16 protein-coding genes are annotated in these 16362 nt (G+C 72.8%); 6 read left to right on the plus strand and 10 right to left on the minus strand.

The features are described 5' to 3' along the window. Positions 1–138: 138 nt before the first annotated feature. Entirely contained in the window at positions 139–1371 is a 1233-nt protein-coding gene (locus GFH29_RS17060) for a ScyD/ScyE family protein (protein ID WP_194288981.1), read from the plus strand. A 96-nt stretch (positions 1372–1467) separates the two neighbouring features. Here GFH29_RS17060 and GFH29_RS17065 read toward each other — a convergent pair whose 3' ends face one another. Continuing rightward, positions 1468–1890 carry a hypothetical protein gene (locus GFH29_RS17065; protein WP_153324973.1) on the minus strand — a complete coding sequence of 141 codons (423 nt, stop codon included), beginning with the start codon at positions 1888–1890 and terminating at the stop codon, positions 1468–1470. A 91-nt stretch (positions 1891–1981) separates the two neighbouring features. On the opposite strand from GFH29_RS17065, the gene GFH29_RS17070 reads away from it, so the two are divergent. After that, positions 1982–2449 carry a hypothetical protein gene (locus GFH29_RS17070; protein ID WP_153324974.1) on the plus strand — a complete coding sequence of 156 codons (468 nt, stop codon included), beginning with the start codon at positions 1982–1984 and terminating at the stop codon, positions 2447–2449. Beyond that, positions 2446–2742: a transcriptional regulator gene (locus GFH29_RS17075; RefSeq protein WP_228387569.1), complete on the plus strand. Its 297-nt coding sequence runs from the start codon at positions 2446–2448 to the stop codon at positions 2740–2742. Before GFH29_RS17070 ends, GFH29_RS17075 begins: the two co-directional genes overlap by 4 nt. A gap of 19 nt (positions 2743–2761) precedes the next feature. Here the strand turns inward: GFH29_RS17075 and GFH29_RS17080 are convergent, their stop codons facing one another. The 7 genes from GFH29_RS17080 to GFH29_RS17110 form a co-directional block, all read right to left on the minus strand. Beyond that, positions 2762–2899, minus strand: a complete 138-nt coding sequence (locus GFH29_RS17080) for a hypothetical protein (protein WP_153324975.1) — start codon at positions 2897–2899, stop codon at positions 2762–2764. 91 nt (positions 2900–2990) lie between these two features. Continuing rightward, a complete protein-coding gene (gene rlmC / locus GFH29_RS17085; RefSeq protein ID WP_153324976.1) occupies positions 2991–4130 on the minus strand; it encodes a 23S rRNA (uracil(747)-C(5))-methyltransferase RlmC in 1140 nt (379 codons plus the stop codon). A 117-nt stretch (positions 4131–4247) separates the two neighbouring features. After that, positions 4248–5474: a TerC family protein gene (locus GFH29_RS17090; RefSeq protein ID WP_153324977.1), complete on the minus strand. Its 1227-nt coding sequence runs from the start codon at positions 5472–5474 to the stop codon at positions 4248–4250. Between the two features lie 237 nt (positions 5475–5711). Beyond that, on the minus strand, positions 5712–7070 hold the full coding sequence (locus GFH29_RS17095) for a T3SS (YopN, CesT) and YbjN peptide-binding chaperone 1 (RefSeq protein WP_153324978.1): 1359 nt from the start codon (positions 7068–7070) through the stop codon (positions 5712–5714). Positions 7071–7214: 144 nt separating this feature from the next. After that, positions 7215–8720: a tripartite tricarboxylate transporter permease gene (locus GFH29_RS17100; RefSeq protein ID WP_153324979.1), complete on the minus strand. Its 1506-nt coding sequence runs from the start codon at positions 8718–8720 to the stop codon at positions 7215–7217. Position 8721: 1 nt separating this feature from the next. Beyond that, a complete protein-coding gene (locus GFH29_RS17105; protein WP_153324980.1) occupies positions 8722–9273 on the minus strand; it encodes a tripartite tricarboxylate transporter TctB family protein in 552 nt (183 codons plus the stop codon). Next, entirely contained in the window at positions 9270–10265 is a 996-nt protein-coding gene (locus GFH29_RS17110; protein ID WP_153324981.1) for a Bug family tripartite tricarboxylate transporter substrate binding protein, read from the minus strand. The genes GFH29_RS17105 and GFH29_RS17110 overlap by 4 nt, the downstream gene beginning before the upstream one ends. Positions 10266–10495: 230 nt before the next feature. Between GFH29_RS17110 and GFH29_RS17115 the strand changes: the two genes are divergently transcribed. Further along, a complete protein-coding gene (locus GFH29_RS17115) occupies positions 10496–12085 on the plus strand; it encodes an FAD-dependent oxidoreductase (RefSeq protein ID WP_153324982.1) in 1590 nt (529 codons plus the stop codon). Here GFH29_RS17115 and GFH29_RS17120 read toward each other — a convergent pair. Next, positions 12042–12623: a class I SAM-dependent methyltransferase gene (locus tag GFH29_RS17120; RefSeq protein WP_153324983.1), complete on the minus strand. Its 582-nt coding sequence runs from the start codon at positions 12621–12623 to the stop codon at positions 12042–12044. The genes GFH29_RS17115 and GFH29_RS17120 overlap by 44 nt on opposite strands. A gap of 134 nt (positions 12624–12757) precedes the next feature. Continuing rightward, positions 12758–13831: an alkene reductase gene (locus GFH29_RS17125; protein WP_153324984.1), complete on the minus strand. Its 1074-nt coding sequence runs from the start codon at positions 13829–13831 to the stop codon at positions 12758–12760. Positions 13832–14028: 197 nt separating this feature from the next. On the opposite strand from GFH29_RS17125, the gene GFH29_RS17130 reads away from it, so the two are divergent. Both GFH29_RS17130 and GFH29_RS17135 read left to right on the plus strand, forming a co-directional pair. Continuing rightward, positions 14029–15594, plus strand: coding sequence for an MDR family MFS transporter (locus GFH29_RS17130; RefSeq protein WP_153324985.1), 1566 nt, complete (start codon positions 14029–14031; stop codon positions 15592–15594). Positions 15595–15644: 50 nt separating this feature from the next. Continuing rightward, complete coding sequence (locus GFH29_RS17135; protein WP_153324986.1) at positions 15645–16307, plus strand: Type 1 glutamine amidotransferase-like domain-containing protein; 663 nt, start codon at positions 15645–15647, stop codon at positions 16305–16307. Positions 16308–16362: the final 55 nt, after the last annotated feature.

Consider the following 16362-nt stretch of genomic DNA (forward strand, 5'->3'; position numbering starts at 1 on the left):
GACGCGGCCCGTCCCCTCAGGGGCGGGCCGCGTCGCCGCGTCCGGGGACAACGCTCAATGTTGGCGATGACGCTGCGCCTGGCCATGGGTTTCGTGGAGGAGGGTCACCGAGGACCCCCGATACCAGAGGACACCCCCATGCACCAGCATCGATCCCGCACCACACGCACGCTCGTGACCGCCTTCTCGGCCACCGCTCTCGCCTCCACCGTCCTGATCGCCGGGCCCGCCACCGCGGGGCCCGGGCACGGCCAGCACGGGCACGGCCATCACGGGCACGGGCACGGCCAGCACGGGCACAAGCACGCGCCGTACCTGCGCACCATCACCGCGCTCGACAGCCCCCGCGGCGTCGCGGCCCTCGGCCGGGGACGCACCCTGGTCACCGAGGGTGACGGCTCCTTCAGCCTCGTCGTGGAGAAGGGTCGCAGACGGGCGCGGGTCACCGAGCTCGGGACCGTGCCTGGCGCCGTGGGCGTCGCGCCGGCCGTCGCCGCCGGCACCGACGGCACCGTCTATCTGCTCAGCGGCGCCGGTGAGCCCGGCACCGGAGCCGCGAGTCTCTACACCTGGAGCCCCGGCGACGACGCCCCCGCCCTCCTCGCCGACATCGCCGCCTACCAGGCCGAGGACCCCGACCCCTCCAACGTGGAGGGAGTCCCCGAGGAGTCCAACCCCTTCGGACTCGCAGCCCACCCCGACGGGGGCGTGCTGGTGGCCGACGCCGCCGGCAACGACGTGCTGCGGGTCACCGAGGAGGGCGAGATCTCGACGCTCGCCCGGGTGATGCCCCGCACCATCGAGGTGCCGGACGGACTGCCGCCCACCGACCCCGAGGGCAACCCGCTGCCGCCGGCCGGTACGCCGATCCCGAGCGAGGCGGTGACCACCTCGGTCGCCGTCGGACCCGACGGGGCGGTCTACATCGGCGAGCTGCGCGGCTTCCCCGCCACCCCCGGCACCTCGCAGGTCTGGCGCGTGGAGCCCGGGGCCACCGAGGCGCTGTGCGACCCGATGAACCCCGACACCGGCGACTGCACCGTCGAGGCCGACGGGCTCACCTCGATCAACGACCTCGCGGTCGACCGGCGCGGCAGCATCTACGTCTCGACGTTGTCGAAGGCCAGCTGGCTGGCCTGGGAGCTCGGCGTCGAGGGCTCGGAGGTCGGCGGACTGTTCATCCTCACCCACCCCCGCTCCGGCGGCACCCAGGTCAAGGAGCTGGTGCGTGACCAGCTGACGCTGACCGCGGGCGTGGACGTCGGGCCCGACGGACGGGTCTTCGTCACCAGCCCGATCTTCGGCCCCGGCGCGCTCTCCGAGCTGGTGTGGAGCAAGGCGAAGGGCACCAAGCACCACCACCGCCGCTGAGACGGCACCGCACTGCCGCGCGGTCGGTCACCCCACGAGCACCGCGGGAGGCCGGCCGCGCGGTCTGCGTCAGGCCAGCTGTTCAGGCCAGCTTGTTCAGGCCAGCTTCCAGACCCCGGGCCCGGCGGCCACCAGGACTCCGGTGTCGATGAGCTCCTTGCGGGCCTTGCGTGCGGCCGCGCGCCAGCGCAGCTCACCTTGCGGGTTCTTCTCGCGGTCGCCGGGCTTGAGGACGTCGGCCAGCTGCTTCTCGAGGGCCTCGAACATGTCCTCGCCGTCGAGCTCGCCGCCGGCCTCGTCGAGGACCGCGATCACGTGCGGCACCAGCTCGTGGGGCTGGGTCCACTTGCGGGGGACGACCCGCGGCGGCGCCTCGCGCGTGCCGGGGACCCGCGTGGTCCGCACGCGGGGCGTGCTCACCTTCGGCGGCGGGTCGGGCAGCGGCACCGGCTTCGGCATGCCGTGCACGCAGGTGCTGAACGGAAGGTCACACAGGTCGCAGTAGTCGGCATCAGCCACGGCACAGACGTTACGTCCTCGCCGTACGCCGCCCGCAGGCACCCCCGCAGAACACTTGCCAGAATGGAAAGTGCTCCCTATGGTTTCCACCATGGAAAGTATCGACAGAGAGGCCCTCCGAGAGGCGCACCGGGCCGCGGAGCGCGCCGAGGCCGCGCCGTACATCGACTACCCGCCGACGCCGGCGTGGTACCCGCCCGCGATGGGTGCCTGGGCCACCGCCTACACGCTGCTGCTGACGCTCTGGGAGGACCACGGGTGGTGGCTGGTCCTCGGCATGATCGGCCTCGCCGCGCTCACCGGCCTCTTCCTCGGCTGGTACTCCCACCACCACGGCGCGGTCCCCAACCTGCGACACGCCCCGCGGGAGTTCCGCAGCGCGTTCGCCTGCTACGCCGTCGTGGTCGTGAGCATCGTCGGCTCGATCGCGCTGTCCTGGTGGCTGGTCGGGCCGGCCCTGGCCGCCCCCGTCGCGTTCGTGGCGACCGTCGTCGGCCTCGTCGTCTACGAGCGCGCGTTCGCATCCTCGGCACGTCGTACCCGGCAGCGGCTCGCGTGATCGAGGACCTCGACCCGGTCATCCACGCGCCGAAGCGACTCGCGGCGATGGCCGTGCTCGCCTCCGCGAGCACCGTGACCTTCACGTTCCTGCGCGACCACCTCGACATCAGCGACTCCGACCTGTCCAAGCAGATGGCGACGCTGGAGAAGGCCGGCTACGTCGACATCTTCAAGTCCGGGCGCGGCCGCGGCGCGACGACGACGTTCAAGATCACCGGCACCGGGCGCAAGGCCTATGCGCGCCACCGCGCGGCGCTCGCCGCGATTCTGGCCGAGCCAGGGGACGACTGAGCCGCCGTCACCTGGGCGCTCAGCGCCGCGGCAGCCGCCGGGCCTCGGTCTCGATCTGTGCCTGGTGGCGGGCCCGGAGCTCGGCGAGCCGGCGCACCTTCTCCTCCTCCGACAGGGCGCGCCAGGCGCGTCGGCGTACGGCGCGGGGCTGTGGCATGTCGATCGACCTCCGGGCACGGAGGTTATCGACCCCACCCTCCCCCGCGCATCCCGATTTGTTCGGCGCGACCGGGACGGCTCGCCCGCAGCTAGTGCCGCTCGAGCAGGACGATGACCTCGTAGTGCGCGGTCTGCGGGAACATGTCGAGCACCCGGGCCCGCACCGGGCGCAGCGACGGCATCGCGGCGAGGTCGCGCGCCAGGCTCACCGCGTTGCAGCTGGAGTACACGACATGGTCGACCCCCGAGGTCTCCAGCCAGCCCGCGAGCTCGGGCCCGATCCCCCGCCGCGGCGGGTTGACGACGACCAGGTCGGGGGCCGTCGGCGCCGCCAGCGCGTACGCCGTGGCGTCGTCGGCCAGGAAGCGCACGCCGTCCAGCCCGGACTCCGTCGCGGTGAGGGTCGCGCTGGCCACGGCCTCGGCGCTGGTCTCGACGCCCACGACCTCACGTCCTGGCGCGGCGACGTGCAGCGCGAAGCCGCCGACCCCGCAGTAGAGGTCCCACACCGTCCGAGGAGCCGCCTCCTCGACCCACTCGCGGCCCTGGCGGTAGAGCGCCGCCGCGACGTCGGTGTTGGTCTGGAAGAAGCTCTGCGGGCGCAGGTGCAGGACCAGTCCGTTCACCGCCATCGGGAGCGTCTCGCGCTCGGTGAGCGCGATCTCCTCGGCGCCCTCCAGCACCGCCTTGTGGTGCGGTTGGAGGTTGATCGACGCCGTCGCGAGGGCGGGCAGCCGCTCCAGCAGCCCGGGCAGGTGCTTGCGGATCCGCGCCAGCGACTCGGTGGAGCGCAGCACGAAGCGCACCATCAGCTCACCGTCCGGGGAGGCGGTGACGAGCAGGTGCTTGAGCTCGCCGCGGCGAGCCCGCACGTCGTACGGCGCCAGCGCGGCGCGGGTGACGAAGTCGGCGAGCACCGGCAGGGCGGCCTGGATCAGCGGCGCGTGCAGGCCGCAGTCGCGCAGGTCGACGCCACCGCCCACGGGGTCGAGGATGCCGAGCGTCGGCGCGGCGACCTCGCCGGCGACGACCATCTTGGCCTTGTTGCGGAACCCCGCCTCCGCGCTGCGCACCGGCTCCAGCCAGAGCGGCTCCGGCCAGACCGGCTCCGGGCCGGTGGCGAGCAGCTCGCGGCAGTGGCGCTCCTTGTCGGCCAGCTGGGTCGCGTAGGGCCGCTCGATCCACGTGCACGAGCGGCAGCGTCCGGCGTCGAAGTGATGGCACTGCATGGCTGACCCAGGCTACGGGCCGCGCCGTCCGGGCGCGGCGGGACCTGCGAAATGGCGACGGGGCCGCACTCCGTGGGAGGAGTGCGGCCCCGTCCGAGGTCAGGCGGGGTGACCCGCTCAGACGTGGTCGTCGAGGCTCTGGGCGTTCTCGCGCCCCGCCGCGACGGCGCTGTCGTGGCTCTCACGCGCCTGGGTGAGCAGCGTGAGCGCGTCCGGCCTCTCCTCGCGGACGAGCTGGCGGTACTTGTCGCCGAGGGCGACGATCTGCGCCCGCTCGCGCAGCAGCGCGCGGTAGATGCGCTCCCGCTCGGCGGGGTCCTGGGTGTACTCCGCGTCGAGGTAGGCCTCGGCGTGGCGCCGCGCGTTGTTGATCGCGGTGATCGCCTTGCCCTTCTTGCTGACCAGCGAGGCCACCACCGTCACGACCAGGACGCCGATGATCACCGTGAGCGAGAGCCCGGTCGTGATCTCGAAGACCTTCACGTGCTCGCCGTCGTTGATGAACGGCACGTTGTTCTCGTGCAGGGCGTGCAGGATCAGCTTGACGCCGATGAAGCCCAGGATCGCGGCGAGACCGTAGGACAGGTAGATGAGGCGGTCCAGCAGCCCGTCGATGAGGAAGAAGAGCTGGCGCAGGCCCATCAGGCTGAACGCGGTGGCCGTGAACACGATGAACGCGCTCTGGGTGAGACCGAAGATCGCCGGGATCGAGTCCAGGGCGAACAGGATGTCGGTGCCGCCGATGGCCACCATGACCAGGAGCATCGGCGTCATGACCTTCTTGCCGTTCTCCATCGTGAACAGCTTGTCGCCGTCGTAGTGGTCGCTGGTGTGCAGGAAGCGCCGGGCCAGACGGATGATGAAGTTGTCGGCGCCCTCGTCACCGCCCTCGTCGTGCTTGAGCATGTTGCCGGCGGTCAGCAGCAGGATCAGGCCGAAGAGGTAGAAGATCCAGGCGAACTGGTTGATCAGCGCGGCGCCGAGGAAGATGAACGCCGAGCGCGCGATGAGGGCGAAGACGATGCCGAAGAGCAGCACCTTCTGCTGGTCCTCACGGGGCACCCGGAAGCTGCCCATGATGACCAGGAAGACGAACAGGTTGTCGACCGACAGGGCCTTCTCGGTGATGTAGCCGGCGAAGTACTCCCCGCCCATGGTCGTGCCGCCGAAGACGAGCACGAGCAGCCCGAAGACGAGGGCGAGGCCGACGTAGATCGCCGACCAGATCGAGGCTTCCTTGAGCGTCGGCACGTGTGCCTGACGAACGTGGAAGAAGAAGTCGAAGGCGAGGAGCGCCACGATGGATGCCATCGTGATGCCCCAGACCCAGATGGGGACGTCCATGCGTCATGTGCTCCTTGCAGGCGGTGCCGCGACGCGGCCAGTGATGATCCTCAAGGTACCAACGCACGGCAACGCGACTCGGTGCCGAGGTGCGGCTCCCAGTTTTGACCAGCCCGCCCTGTGGCGCCCGCCACGTCACGTGGGACGGCGCCCGGCGGCAGAGATGCGGCACAGTCCGGGGGAGAAATGGAGCGACCCCGCTGGCGTCTCGGGTCACCAGCGGGGTCGAGTAGAACTCTACGTCGTTTCAGGACCGATCCGAACTGAAACCCCGCTTCTTGAGGGTTTCTTGAGGGAAGTCTCAGACTCCCCGCCCGTGCCCGAGGCGGCACCCGCGTCCGGCCCCGCCGCCGCTCCCTCGCCGGCCCCCGGGGCGCGCGAGGCGAGCGATGTGGGGGCAGGCCCGGCCGGCGACCCCGGGTCGGCCACCGGCACCCCGGCCTCCCGGTCGGCGACGAGCCGCAGCGCCCGGCGCAGGTGGCCCAGGACGGCCTCGAGCTCGTCGTCGGGCAGCGCGTGCTCGCCGCGCCGCAGCGCGACGAGCTGGCGCACGAGCTCGTGCCGGTCGTGGTCGAAGATGTGCGCGACGGTCTGCACCGGGATCCCCGGGTCGTCGCGGAGCAGCTCGGCCACCGTCGCCACCGCCGGGTGCAGTGCGACAGGGGTACGCCGGGGCGCGGCCACCTCACGCTCGAGCGGCAACCGCCCGCCGAGGCGGGCATGCAGGTCGCCGGCGACCCGCTCGACCTCCTCGACGAGCACCGCGACGGTGCCGCGCAGGGCCACCGGCGCGAACGGCATGGCCAGGACCCGGTGGGTGATCATCACCGAGCCGTCCCAGAGCAGGTAGCGCCCGAACGTGGCGTCACGGTTGAGCAGCTCCAGCTCGAGGGCGGCCCGGTCGTGGTCGACCACGTCGCAGACGACCTCCATCAACAGGTCGAGGGCGGGCTCGTCGTGCAGCACCCGCACCACCACCGCGTGGTCGTCGGAGACCGGGACCACCAGGTCACCGTCGTCGGTGTGCACCAGCTCGGCGGTCATCGGGCGCAGTGCGTCCTGGACCAGGCCGCGCAGGTGCTCATCGTCGAGCGGGACGGTGGCGAGCGGCTCATCGGCGATCGGCTGGTGGGCGGCCTCGGAGTCTGCGGGCTGGACGCTCTCCCGGCTCTCCCCGCTCTCCGTGATCCAGGCGCCCAGGCCGTCGACCTCGAGGAGCGCCGGGTGCAGGGCGCCGTGGACCTCGCGCAGCGTGGTGACGCTCAGCGTCGCGAGCCGGTCCACCTCGCGCACGGGGGCCTCGAGCTCGTGCACGGACTCGCCCGTCGCCTGCAGGCGCGGCGCTCCCCAGCCGAGGTCGAGCATCTGCTGCGGGTCGGGGTCGCCACCGCCGGCCTCGAGGCGCAGCCGGTCGGCGCCGTCGCGCACGAACACGACGTACGCCGGGTCCTCCTCGGCGCCGGCCTGGGCCTCGCTGAGGCCGACGTGCACGGCCTGGCGCACCTCGAGGGCCGCCAGCTCGTCAGCCAGGCCCCGGCGGAACCGGCGCCACGCGGCGTCGACCTCCTGGTCGAACCCGTCGCGCTGCTCGTGCATCCGCCGCCCCTCCCCCTCGACCCTAGGTGCCTCCTGCCGGCGCCCGTGCCGGCACGAGAGACGCTACGCCAGAGCGCCGACGCCACCGCACCGGCCGCGCGGTCAGCGCGGCACCCGGCCCTGCTCCCGGCCCTCCTCGAGGCCCTACTCACGGGCGGCGCGGGCCGCGCGCAGCCGGCGTACCCGGGCAAGCGCCAGCGGGCCGACGAGCGCCAGGACCGCGATGGCCCACAGCACGATGCTGAGGGGGGTCTCGACCAGCACCGACAGGTCGCCCTCGGAGATCAGCAGGGCCCGGCGCAGCTGGGTCTCGAAGAGCGGGCCGAGGATCAGTCCCACGATCGCCGGCGCGACCGGGACGCCGGCCATCGCCATCAGCACCCCGAGCAGGCCGATGACGTAGAGCACGAGCAGCTCGGCGAGGCCGCCGCCGGAGGCGAAGGTGCCGAGGGTGGCGAAGACCATGATCGCTGCGTAGATGCCGTAGGCGGGGATCTGCAGGAGCCGGGCCCAGACCCGGGCGAGCGGCAGGTTGAGCACGAGCAGCATCACGTTGCCGACGTAGAGCGAGGCAAGGAGCGCATAGACCAGCGGGCCGGACTCGCTGAACAGCTGCGGCCCCGGCTGCAGGCCGTAGGACTGGAACGCGGTGAGGATCACCGCGGCGGTCGCGGAGGTCGGCAGGCCGATGGTCAGCAGCGGGACGAGCACGCCGGCCGCGGCGGCGTTGTTGGCCGCCTCGGGACCGGCCACGCCCTCGATGGCGCCGTGCCCGAACTCCTCGGGGTGCTTGGAGAGGCGCCGTTCGGTGGCGTAGGAGAGGAACGTCGGGATCTCCGCACCCCCTGCCGGCAGCGCCCCGATCGGGAAGCCGAACGCCGTGCCGCGCAACCAGGCCGGCCAGGAGCGCCGCCAGTCCTCCCGGCTCATGACCGCCCGCCCGCGCAGCGGCGTCACCGTGCCGCCGCCGCCGCCCTTGAGCGCGTGGGCGAACACCTCGCCGATCGCGAACAGGGCGACCACCACGATCACGACGTCGATGCCGTCGAGCAGGGTGTCCACGCCGAAGGTCAGCCGGGCCTGTCCGCTCTGCGACTCGATGCCGATCAGCCCGATCGTCAGCCCGATCAGCAGCGAGGCGATGCCCTTGAGCGGGCTGGCGCCCAGCAGGGTCGCCACGGTGACGAAGGCGATCGCCATCAGCGCGACGTAGTCGGCCGGGGTGAAGTCGACAGCGATGTCGGCGAACGGCTGGGCCAGGAAGGTGAGCAGGACCGTCGCGATCGTGCCGGCGACGAACGAGCCGATCGCGGCGGTCGCCAGCGCGGAGGCGGCGCGCCCGGAGCGCGCCATCTTGTTGCCCTCCAGCGCCGCCACCATCGAGGCGGACTCCCCCGGCGTGTTCAGCAGGATCGCGGTCGTCGACCCGCCGTACATCCCGCCGTAGTAGACGCCGGCGAAGAGGATCAGCGCACCGGTGGGCTCCAGCTTGAAGGTGATCGGCAGCAGCAGCGCCACGGTGAGGGCGGGCCCGATGCCGGGCAGCACGCCGACGGCTGTTCCGAGGGTCACCCCGATCAGGGCGAGCAGCAGGTTGGTCGGGGTGAGCGCGTCGCCGAACCCGTCCAGCAGCAGGCCCAGGGCGTCCATCTCAGAACCCCCAGGGCCCGGCCGGGAGGGAGATGCCGATGGCGGTGTCGAAGAGCAGGAAGACCAGTGCGGCGACGCTGAAGCCGTAGACGAAGGCGCGCACCCGGTCGGGAGCGCCGAGCACGACCGCGGTCGCGCCGAACAGCAACGTGGCGGACACGACGTACCCCAGCCACGGGACGATGACGGCGAAGACCAGCAGCACGGCCAGCAGGACGAGCATGCGTCTCCAGTCCTGCGGACGGGTGTGCTCGGAGACCTCCCAGACCCCCATGTCGCGCCGCCCGCGCACGACCAGCAGCACGCCCACCACGAACGTCAGCGCGCCGACGACCCAGGGCGCGGTGGCGGCGCCGACCAGGTCGTCGCCGTTGTCGAGGCGGGAGGCCTGCACCAGCACGACCACCGCGAGCACGACGAGCAGTGCGCCGAGCACCATCGTGGCCAGGGCGGTGCGCCGGTCGTCCTCGACGCCGAGCTGCTCGGCCTCGTCGGGACCCAGCAGGTCGCCGCGGACGTTGAGGCCCTCGTCCCGGGGGCGGGGCGCGCTCACGAGACGCTCCCGATGCCGAGCTCGGCGACGACCTTCTCGACCCGGATGGTCTCCTCGCGGACGAAGCTGCGGAACTCCTCGCCCGCCACGAAGGCGTCGGTCCAGCCCTCCCGCTCGAGGGCCTCCTGCCAGGCCTCGGTCTCGACCATCTGCGCCATCAGCTCCTCCAGTCCCTCGCGCTGCTCGTCGGTGAGACCGGCGGGCGCCACGACGCCGCGCCAGTTGGTGAGCTCGACGTCGAGACCGGCGTCGAGGAGCGTGGGTACGTCGGGCAGCGAGGCGCTCGGCTCGCTGCCGGAGACCGCGATCGCGCGCAACGCACCGGCCTCGATCTGCGGCAGCAGCTCGGAGACGCCGGAGAGCCCGACCGTGGCGCTGCCGCTGAGCAGGGTGGAGACCGCCTCGCCGCCGCCGGAGTGGGCGATGTAGTTGACCTGGCTGGCGTCCAGGCCGGCCGCCTGGGCGACCAGGCCGGCCAGGATCTGCTCGGCCCCGCCGGCGGACCCACCGGCCCAGGAGACCGCACCGATGTTGCGCTCCATCGCCGCCACCAGGCCCTCGACGTCCTCGATCTCGGAGTCCTCGGGGACCACGATGGCCAGCGGCTCGGTGGTGAGCGCCGCGATCGGGGTGACGTCGGTGAGGTCCACCTCGGGCTGGTTGGCCGCGATCGCCCCGACCATCACCAGGCCCATCACCATCAGTTGGTTGACCTGGCCGTCGCGCTGCGCCATCTGGCTGAGCCCGATGGTGCCGCCCGCCCCGCCGACGTTGTAGACCTCGCTGCGCCCGGTCAGGTCCTGCAGCGCGCTCTGCATCTGGCGCGCGGTCCCGTCCCAGCCGCCGCCGGGGTCGGCCGGCGCCATGACCTTGAGCTGCTGGTCGCCGAGCAGCTCCTCGGCGGCCGACGGCGCCCCACCGCCGGTCTGGGTGACGACGACCAGCACGATCGCCAGCACCCCGGCCAGGACGTACGGCACGAACCTCTTCACGCTTGCGGAATACCCGGTGACCTGGGACACAAACCGAGGTGGGCAAAGCCGCGAAGCACGTCCAGCCCGCCCCCGGACATGCGAGAGGAGAGGCCCCTCGCCTCTCGCTCTTCAACGTATAGCGCTCCCGGGGGCTTGCGGCAAGACCCTGGTGCTGTCGAAGAATCGCCGGCCGTGGCGTCGTCTCCGGCGTCACGGGTGACCGGCCAGGATCGGTGGAGGGATCGGCGATGGACGCGGACGTGATCGTGGTCGGGGCGGGGCCGACCGGTCTGATGCTGGCGGTGGAGCTGCGGCGGGCGGGCGTGGAGGTGCTGGTGCTGGAGCGGCACCCCCGGATCCGGGAGGTCGCGAAGGCCGGCGGCCTCAGCGGCCAGGTGCTGGACCTGCTGGAGCTGCGGGGTGACCTGCCGCGCTTCGAGGCCGCCAGCACGGCGCCCCGGCCGGCGCCGAACTTCCCGTGGGGCGGGATGCACGTGGACCTCAGCCGGCTGCCGGACCCGCCGATGGCGGCGCTCCCGCTGCCGCAGCCGCTGCTCGAGGAGGTGCTCGACGGCTTCGCCCGCGAGCTCGGCGCCGAGGTCCGCCGCGGACACGAGGTGGTGGACCTGAGCCAGGACGAGGACGGCGTGGACATCGAGGTCCGCGGCCCGGCGGGAAGGCGCCGGCTGCGGGCGGCGTACGTCGTGGGGTGCGACGGGGCGCGCAGCCGGGTGCGCGAGCTGGTCGGCATCGAGTTCCCCGGCACGACCTACCCCGAGGTGCACCGGCTCGCCTCGACGACGATGCCCGAGTCCGTGACCCTCCTGGACGGCGGCGACCTCGAGGTGGCCGGTGTCGGCCGGATCGGCTTCGGGTTCACCCGCACCGAGCGCGGAGAGTTCGCCGCCGGGTCCGCCCAGCCCGGCGTGCTGGGCGTCTTCACCAGCGAGCCGGACACCGGCGCGTACGACGACGACGAGGCGATGACCGTGGCGGAGGTGCGCGCCAGCGTGCGGCGGGTGCTCGGCATCGACCTGCCGATGGGTGAGCCGATCCGGCTGACCCGCTTCACCTTCCACGCCCGCCAGGCCGAGCGGTACCGCGAGGGGCGGGTGCTGCTCGCCGGCGACGCCGCCCACCTCTTCCCGGCCCCGGGGGCGGCGCTCAACGTGGACCTCCTCGACGCCGTGAACCTGGGCTGGAAGCTGGGCGCCGAGGTCGCCGGCTGGGCCCCGGCGGGGCTGCTGGACAGCTACGGCGAGGAACGTCGCCTCGCCGCGGAGCGGACGATGCTCCACACCCAGGCGCAGGTGGCGCTGCGTCGCGGCCACGACCCGGCCGCCCAGGCGCTGCGCGCACTCGTGGGCGAGCTGCTGGCCGACGAGCAGCCACTGCACCGGCTCGGGTCGCTGATGGCCGGCACCGACGTCCGCTATCCGGTGCCCGGCCAGGAGCGGCACCCCTTGGTCGGCGCCTTCGTGCCTGCGCTCGCGCCCCACGCGGCTCCGGGAGCCGCCGGTGGCGCCGGTGGCGCCGTGCGGATCGGCGCCCGCCCCGTCCTGCTCCTGCTCGCCGACCGCCCCGAGCTGCGCGGGATCGCCCGCGGGTGGGAGCACCGGGTCGACGTCCGCGCGTCGTACGTCGCGGACCGCTCGGTCGACGCCCTGCTGGTCCGCCCGGACGCCCACGTGGCGTGGGCCGCGGGCAGCGACGAGCCCGCGGACACGGCCGCGGGAGAGCTGCGAACAGCACTGACCCGTTGGTTCGGGCCGCCGGCGGGTGGAGCGGGACCGCTCAGGCGAGCCGCGAGCGGTACTGCGCGAACCGATGGCCCGTGAGGACGCCCTCGTCGGTGAGCGTGAGCCAGTCGTGGCGGGTGAAGGTCTCGCGCTGCACGTCGCTGAGGTTGAGGAACAGGCACCGGAACGGCCGGCCCGCCCGGTCGTCGCGGATCTTCATCAGCACCCGGTCGAGCACGAAGTGCTCGAAGGGGTTGAACAGGTAGGCGCAGGTGACGTCGCGGTAGTCGTAGGTCACCGCGTCGGCGAGGACCACCTCGGCCGGCGAGCGGGCGCCGCGGAGGCGCTGGAGGTTGTCGGAGGCGATCCGCACGACCGCCGGGCCCAGGTCGAGCCCGATCACGCGCCCCACCTGCATCCGTGCCGCGACGCAGACGACCCGCCCCTTGCCGCATCCGATGTCGACCAGCACGTCGTCGGGGCCGGGCTCGAGCCTCTGGAGCGCCGTGGCGACGGTCGTGTAGTCACAGGTGGCCGCGTGGCAGCCGTCGGCGATGTCGGTCTCCACGATCCCGCCGGTGTCGACGCGCAGGAACGCGTCGTAGCCGAGGTTGCGCAGTCGTCCGGTGAGAGGCATGCCGTGGACCGTAGGCACGCGACGCCGCCGGGATGAGGATCCGTGCACCGTCGTGCCCAGAGTGCGGTACGCCGGCGACCAGCCGGGCTCGGGCGCGCGCGCCGTCAGCCGCGGCTGGTCCCGCTCAGCTCAGCTCAGGCGGTGAGGAACGGGTAGTCGGTGTAGCCGACCGCCCCGGGGCTGTAGAAGGTCGCCGGGTCCGGGGCGTTCTCGGGGTGCTCGCCGCGCCAGCGCTCGGCCAGGTCGGGGTTGGCGATCGCGGCACGTCCGACCGCCACGACGTCGGCGTGTGCCGCCTCGATCAGCCGGACCGCCTCCTCGCGCGTGGTCACCTGGCCGAAGCCGCTGTTGGCCATGAACGGACCGGCGAAGCGGCGGCGCAGCTCCTGGGCGAGGTCGCCGGCCGGCTCGGCGTGCAGCACCGAGAGGTAGGCCAGGCCTAGCGGACGCAGCTGGTCGAGCAGCGCGCCGTACGTCGCGAGGACGTCGTCGCGGTCGGTCTCGAGGGCGTCCTGGACGTTGTGCTCCGGGGAGATCCGCAGGCCGACCCGGCCGGGCCCGACGGCCTCGGCGACCGCCGTCACCACCTCGACGACGAACCGCGCGCGGGCCTCGGGCGACCCGCCGTACTGGTCGGTGCGCTGGTTGGACGCCGGCGAGAGGAACTCGTGGAGGAGGTAGCCGTTGGCGCCGTGCACCTCCACCCCGTCGAGTCCGGCGGCGATGGCGCGCCGGGCGGCCGCGACGAAGTCGGCCTTGATCTCCTGGGCCTCCTCGGTGGTGAGGGCGTGCGGCACCGGGAAGGCCTGCTTGCCCTTCTCGGTGTGGCCCTCGCCCTGGATGGCGATCGCGCTCGGCGCCTCGACGCGGCGCCCGCCGTTGACGTCGGGGTGGGTCACCCGGCCGGCGTGCATCACCTGCAGGACGATCCGCCCGCCGCGCGCGTGCACGGCGTCGGCGACCCGCGCCCAGCCGGCCTGCTGCTCGTCGTTCACGATGCCCGGCTGGCCGACGAACCCCTGGGACTCGTGGCGGGGGTAGGTCCCCTCGGTGACGATCAGCCCGAGGCCGGCGCGCTGGGCGTAGTGCTCGACGAGCAGGTCGTTCGGTACGCCGCTCGTCCCGGCGCGCATGCGGGTCAGCGGTGCCATCGCGAGACGGTTGGCCAGCTCGAGGTCGCCGAGGGTCACGGGGGTGAAGAGATCCATGCCCGTGCACAACACCGGCGCCGGTCAGGTGTTCCGGTTTCGCCGCAAGTGCGTGATTGCCCACTTCACAGTGCCGTTCGACCATGACCCAGGTCACACCGCCGTCGTACCGTGACGGGAGTGGCCCGGCCGCGCGCCGGGTCACGAGCGACGACCCCCTGAACCCCCTCCCCCGAACCCCAGTGGCTGGAGCCGGCATGGCAACCACCTCGAACGAGACGGGCAGGATCCCGCGGGCCGTGCTCGTCACCGGCCTGGTCGTCGTGGCCGGCATGCTGATGCCGGTGCTCGACAGCACGATCGTGAACGTCGCGCTCGACACGCTGAGCTCCGACCTCGACGCCTCCTTGAACAAGACGCAGTGGGTGGTCACCGGCTACCTGCTCGCGGTCGCGATGGTCATCCCGATCACCGGGTGGGCCATGGACCGGTTCGGGTCGAAGACGATCTGGATCACCGCGGTCACGCTGTTCATGCTCGGGTCGGCGCTGTGCGCGGCCGCGTGGAACATCGAGAGCCTGATCGGGTTCCGCATCCTCCAGGGCCTCGGCGGCGGCATGCTGCTGCCGGCCGGGCAGGCGATGATCGCCAAGGCCGCGGGGCAGGACCGGATGGGCAGCGCGATGTCCATCCTGGGCATCCCGATGCTGCTGGGACCGGTGTTCGGCCCGGTGCTCGGCGGCCTGCTGGTGGAGTACACGACCTGGCACTGGATCTTCGTGGTCAACGTCCCCGTCGGGCTCATCGCGATCGCGCTGGCGGTGTGGAAGCTGCCCGGCGGCCGGCCGGAGGAGGACGCCGGCGTGCTCGACGTGGTCGGGCTCGTGCTGCTCTCCGGCAGCCTGGCGAGCCTGCTCTACGGCCTCTCCGAGGCCAGCTCGCAGGGCGGGTTCGACAAGGCGGGGGTGCTCGGCTGGCTCATCGGCGGCGGAGTGGGGCTGGTGGCCTACGTCGCCTACAGCCTCGTCCGCGGGGCGAAGTCGATCATCGACGTCCGGCTGCTCACCAACCGGGTCTTCGCCAGCAGCACAGCGGTGATCTTCCTGGTCGGCATCGGCATGTTCGGCGGGATGCTGCTGCTGCCGCTGTACTACCAGACCGTGCGCCAGGAGAGCGCGCTCGACGCCGGGTTGCTGCTCGCACCCCAGGGCCTCGGCGCGGTCGTGGCGGTCGTCCTCACCGGCCGGCTCACCGACCGGATCGGTGCGGGGTACGTCGTCCCCGTCGGCGTCGTGCTCGCCCTCGCCGGCACGCTGCCGTTCACGCAGGTCGGCACGGACACCTCCTACCTCTGGCTCTCGCTCGCCCTCTTCGTCCGCGGCATCGGACTGGGCGCGGTCATGATGCCGACCATCTCCTCGGCGTACAGCACCCTGAGCAAGGACAAGGCCTCGCGCGCGGCCCCGACCCTCTCGGCCACCCAGCAGGTCGGCGCGTCCCTCGGCAGCGCGCTGCTGATCACCGCGCTCACGCATCACTTCACCCACCGGCTGATCGAGCGCGGCGTGGAGTCGCAGAGCCGCGGCAGCGGTGGCGGCAGCACCGAGCTGTCGTCGATCCCGCGCGAGGAGCTGCCGATCATCGGCCCGCTCCTCGCCGACTCCTACGGCTTCGCCTTCTGGGTCGCGTTCGTGCTCATGGCGTTCATCCTCATCCCTGCCATCGGGCTCCCCCGGCACTGGCACGGCAAGGACGCCCCGACTCCCGACCGGGACCCGGACCCGGACGCGGCGCCGGTCGCGCCGGGCGGCCAGGTGCAGTGAGGCCTGGGTCTCCAGGACACCCCCTCTCTGTAGCCGACCGAGGAGTCATCGTGAAGCTGTTGCTCACCTCCGGCGGCGTCACCAACCCCAGCATCCACGCCGCGCTCGAGGAGCTCCTCGGCAAGCCGGTCGCCGAGTCCCACGCGCTGGTCGTCCCCACCGCGCAGTGGGGGCACCCGATGTGCGGGCCGTCCTCGGTGCGGGGCCTGGTGGCGGCCGAGCCCAGGCACCAGCCCTTCACCGGCCTCGGTTGGGCGTCACTCGGCGTCCTGGAGCTGACCGCGCTGCCCACCATCGGCGCCGAGCGCTGGGTCCCCTGGGTGCGCGACGCCGACGCGCTGCTCGTCGACGGCGGCGACGCCACCTACCTGTGCCACTGGGTGCGGGAGTCCAGGCTCGCCGACCTCCTGCCCTCGCTCCCCGACACCGTCTGGGTGGGCGTGAGCGCCGGCAGCATGGCGATGACGCCGCGGATCGGCGACTACTTCGTCGAGTGGCCCGGCGCCCCGGACGACCGCACCCTCGGCATTGTCGACTTCTCGATCTTCCCGCACCTCGACGCGTTCCCGACCAACACCATGGCCCACGCCGAGCGCTGGGCCGCCGGCCTCGGCGCCCCGGCGTACGTCATCGACGAGCAGACGGCGATCAAGGTCGTCGGCGGCGCGGTCGAGGTCGTCTCCGAGGGACGGTGGGCGATGCTCGGGTCCTAGCCGACCCTCCGCAACGTCGGCACTCTCGGCGCGGTGCGGACGACCGTCGCCGCGC

It is taken from the genome of Nocardioides sp. dk884 (genome assembly GCF_009557055.1).
Classification (GTDB): domain Bacteria; phylum Actinomycetota; class Actinomycetes; order Propionibacteriales; family Nocardioidaceae; genus Nocardioides.

What these genes read in the sequence shown, in the direction of transcription:
- GFH29_RS17070 (WP_153324974.1), top strand. Translation starts at nt 1,982, where the DNA reads ATGGAAAGTATCGACAGAGAGGCCCTCCGAGAGGCGCACCGGGCCGCG.
- GFH29_RS17080 (WP_153324975.1), bottom strand. Translation starts at nt 2,899, where the DNA reads ATGCCACAGCCCCGCGCCGTACGCCGACGCGCCTGGCGCGCCCTGTCG.
- rlmC (WP_153324976.1), bottom strand. Translation starts at nt 4,130, where the DNA reads ATGCAGTGCCATCACTTCGACGCCGGACGCTGCCGCTCGTGCACGTGG.
- GFH29_RS17095 (WP_153324978.1), bottom strand. Translation starts at nt 7,070, where the DNA reads ATGCACGAGCAGCGCGACGGGTTCGACCAGGAGGTCGACGCCGCGTGG.
- GFH29_RS17130 (WP_153324985.1), top strand. Translation starts at nt 14,029, where the DNA reads ATGGCAACCACCTCGAACGAGACGGGCAGGATCCCGCGGGCCGTGCTC.
- GFH29_RS17100 (WP_153324979.1), bottom strand. Translation starts at nt 8,720, where the DNA reads ATGGACGCCCTGGGCCTGCTGCTGGACGGGTTCGGCGACGCGCTCACC.
- GFH29_RS17125 (WP_153324984.1), bottom strand. Translation starts at nt 13,831, where the DNA reads ATGGATCTCTTCACCCCCGTGACCCTCGGCGACCTCGAGCTGGCCAAC.
- GFH29_RS17120 (WP_153324983.1), bottom strand. Translation starts at nt 12,623, where the DNA reads ATGCCTCTCACCGGACGACTGCGCAACCTCGGCTACGACGCGTTCCTG.
- GFH29_RS17115 (WP_153324982.1), top strand. Translation starts at nt 10,496, where the DNA reads ATGGACGCGGACGTGATCGTGGTCGGGGCGGGGCCGACCGGTCTGATG.
- GFH29_RS17060 (WP_194288981.1), top strand. Translation starts at nt 139, where the DNA reads ATGCACCAGCATCGATCCCGCACCACACGCACGCTCGTGACCGCCTTC.
- GFH29_RS17090 (WP_153324977.1), bottom strand. Translation starts at nt 5,474, where the DNA reads ATGGACGTCCCCATCTGGGTCTGGGGCATCACGATGGCATCCATCGTG.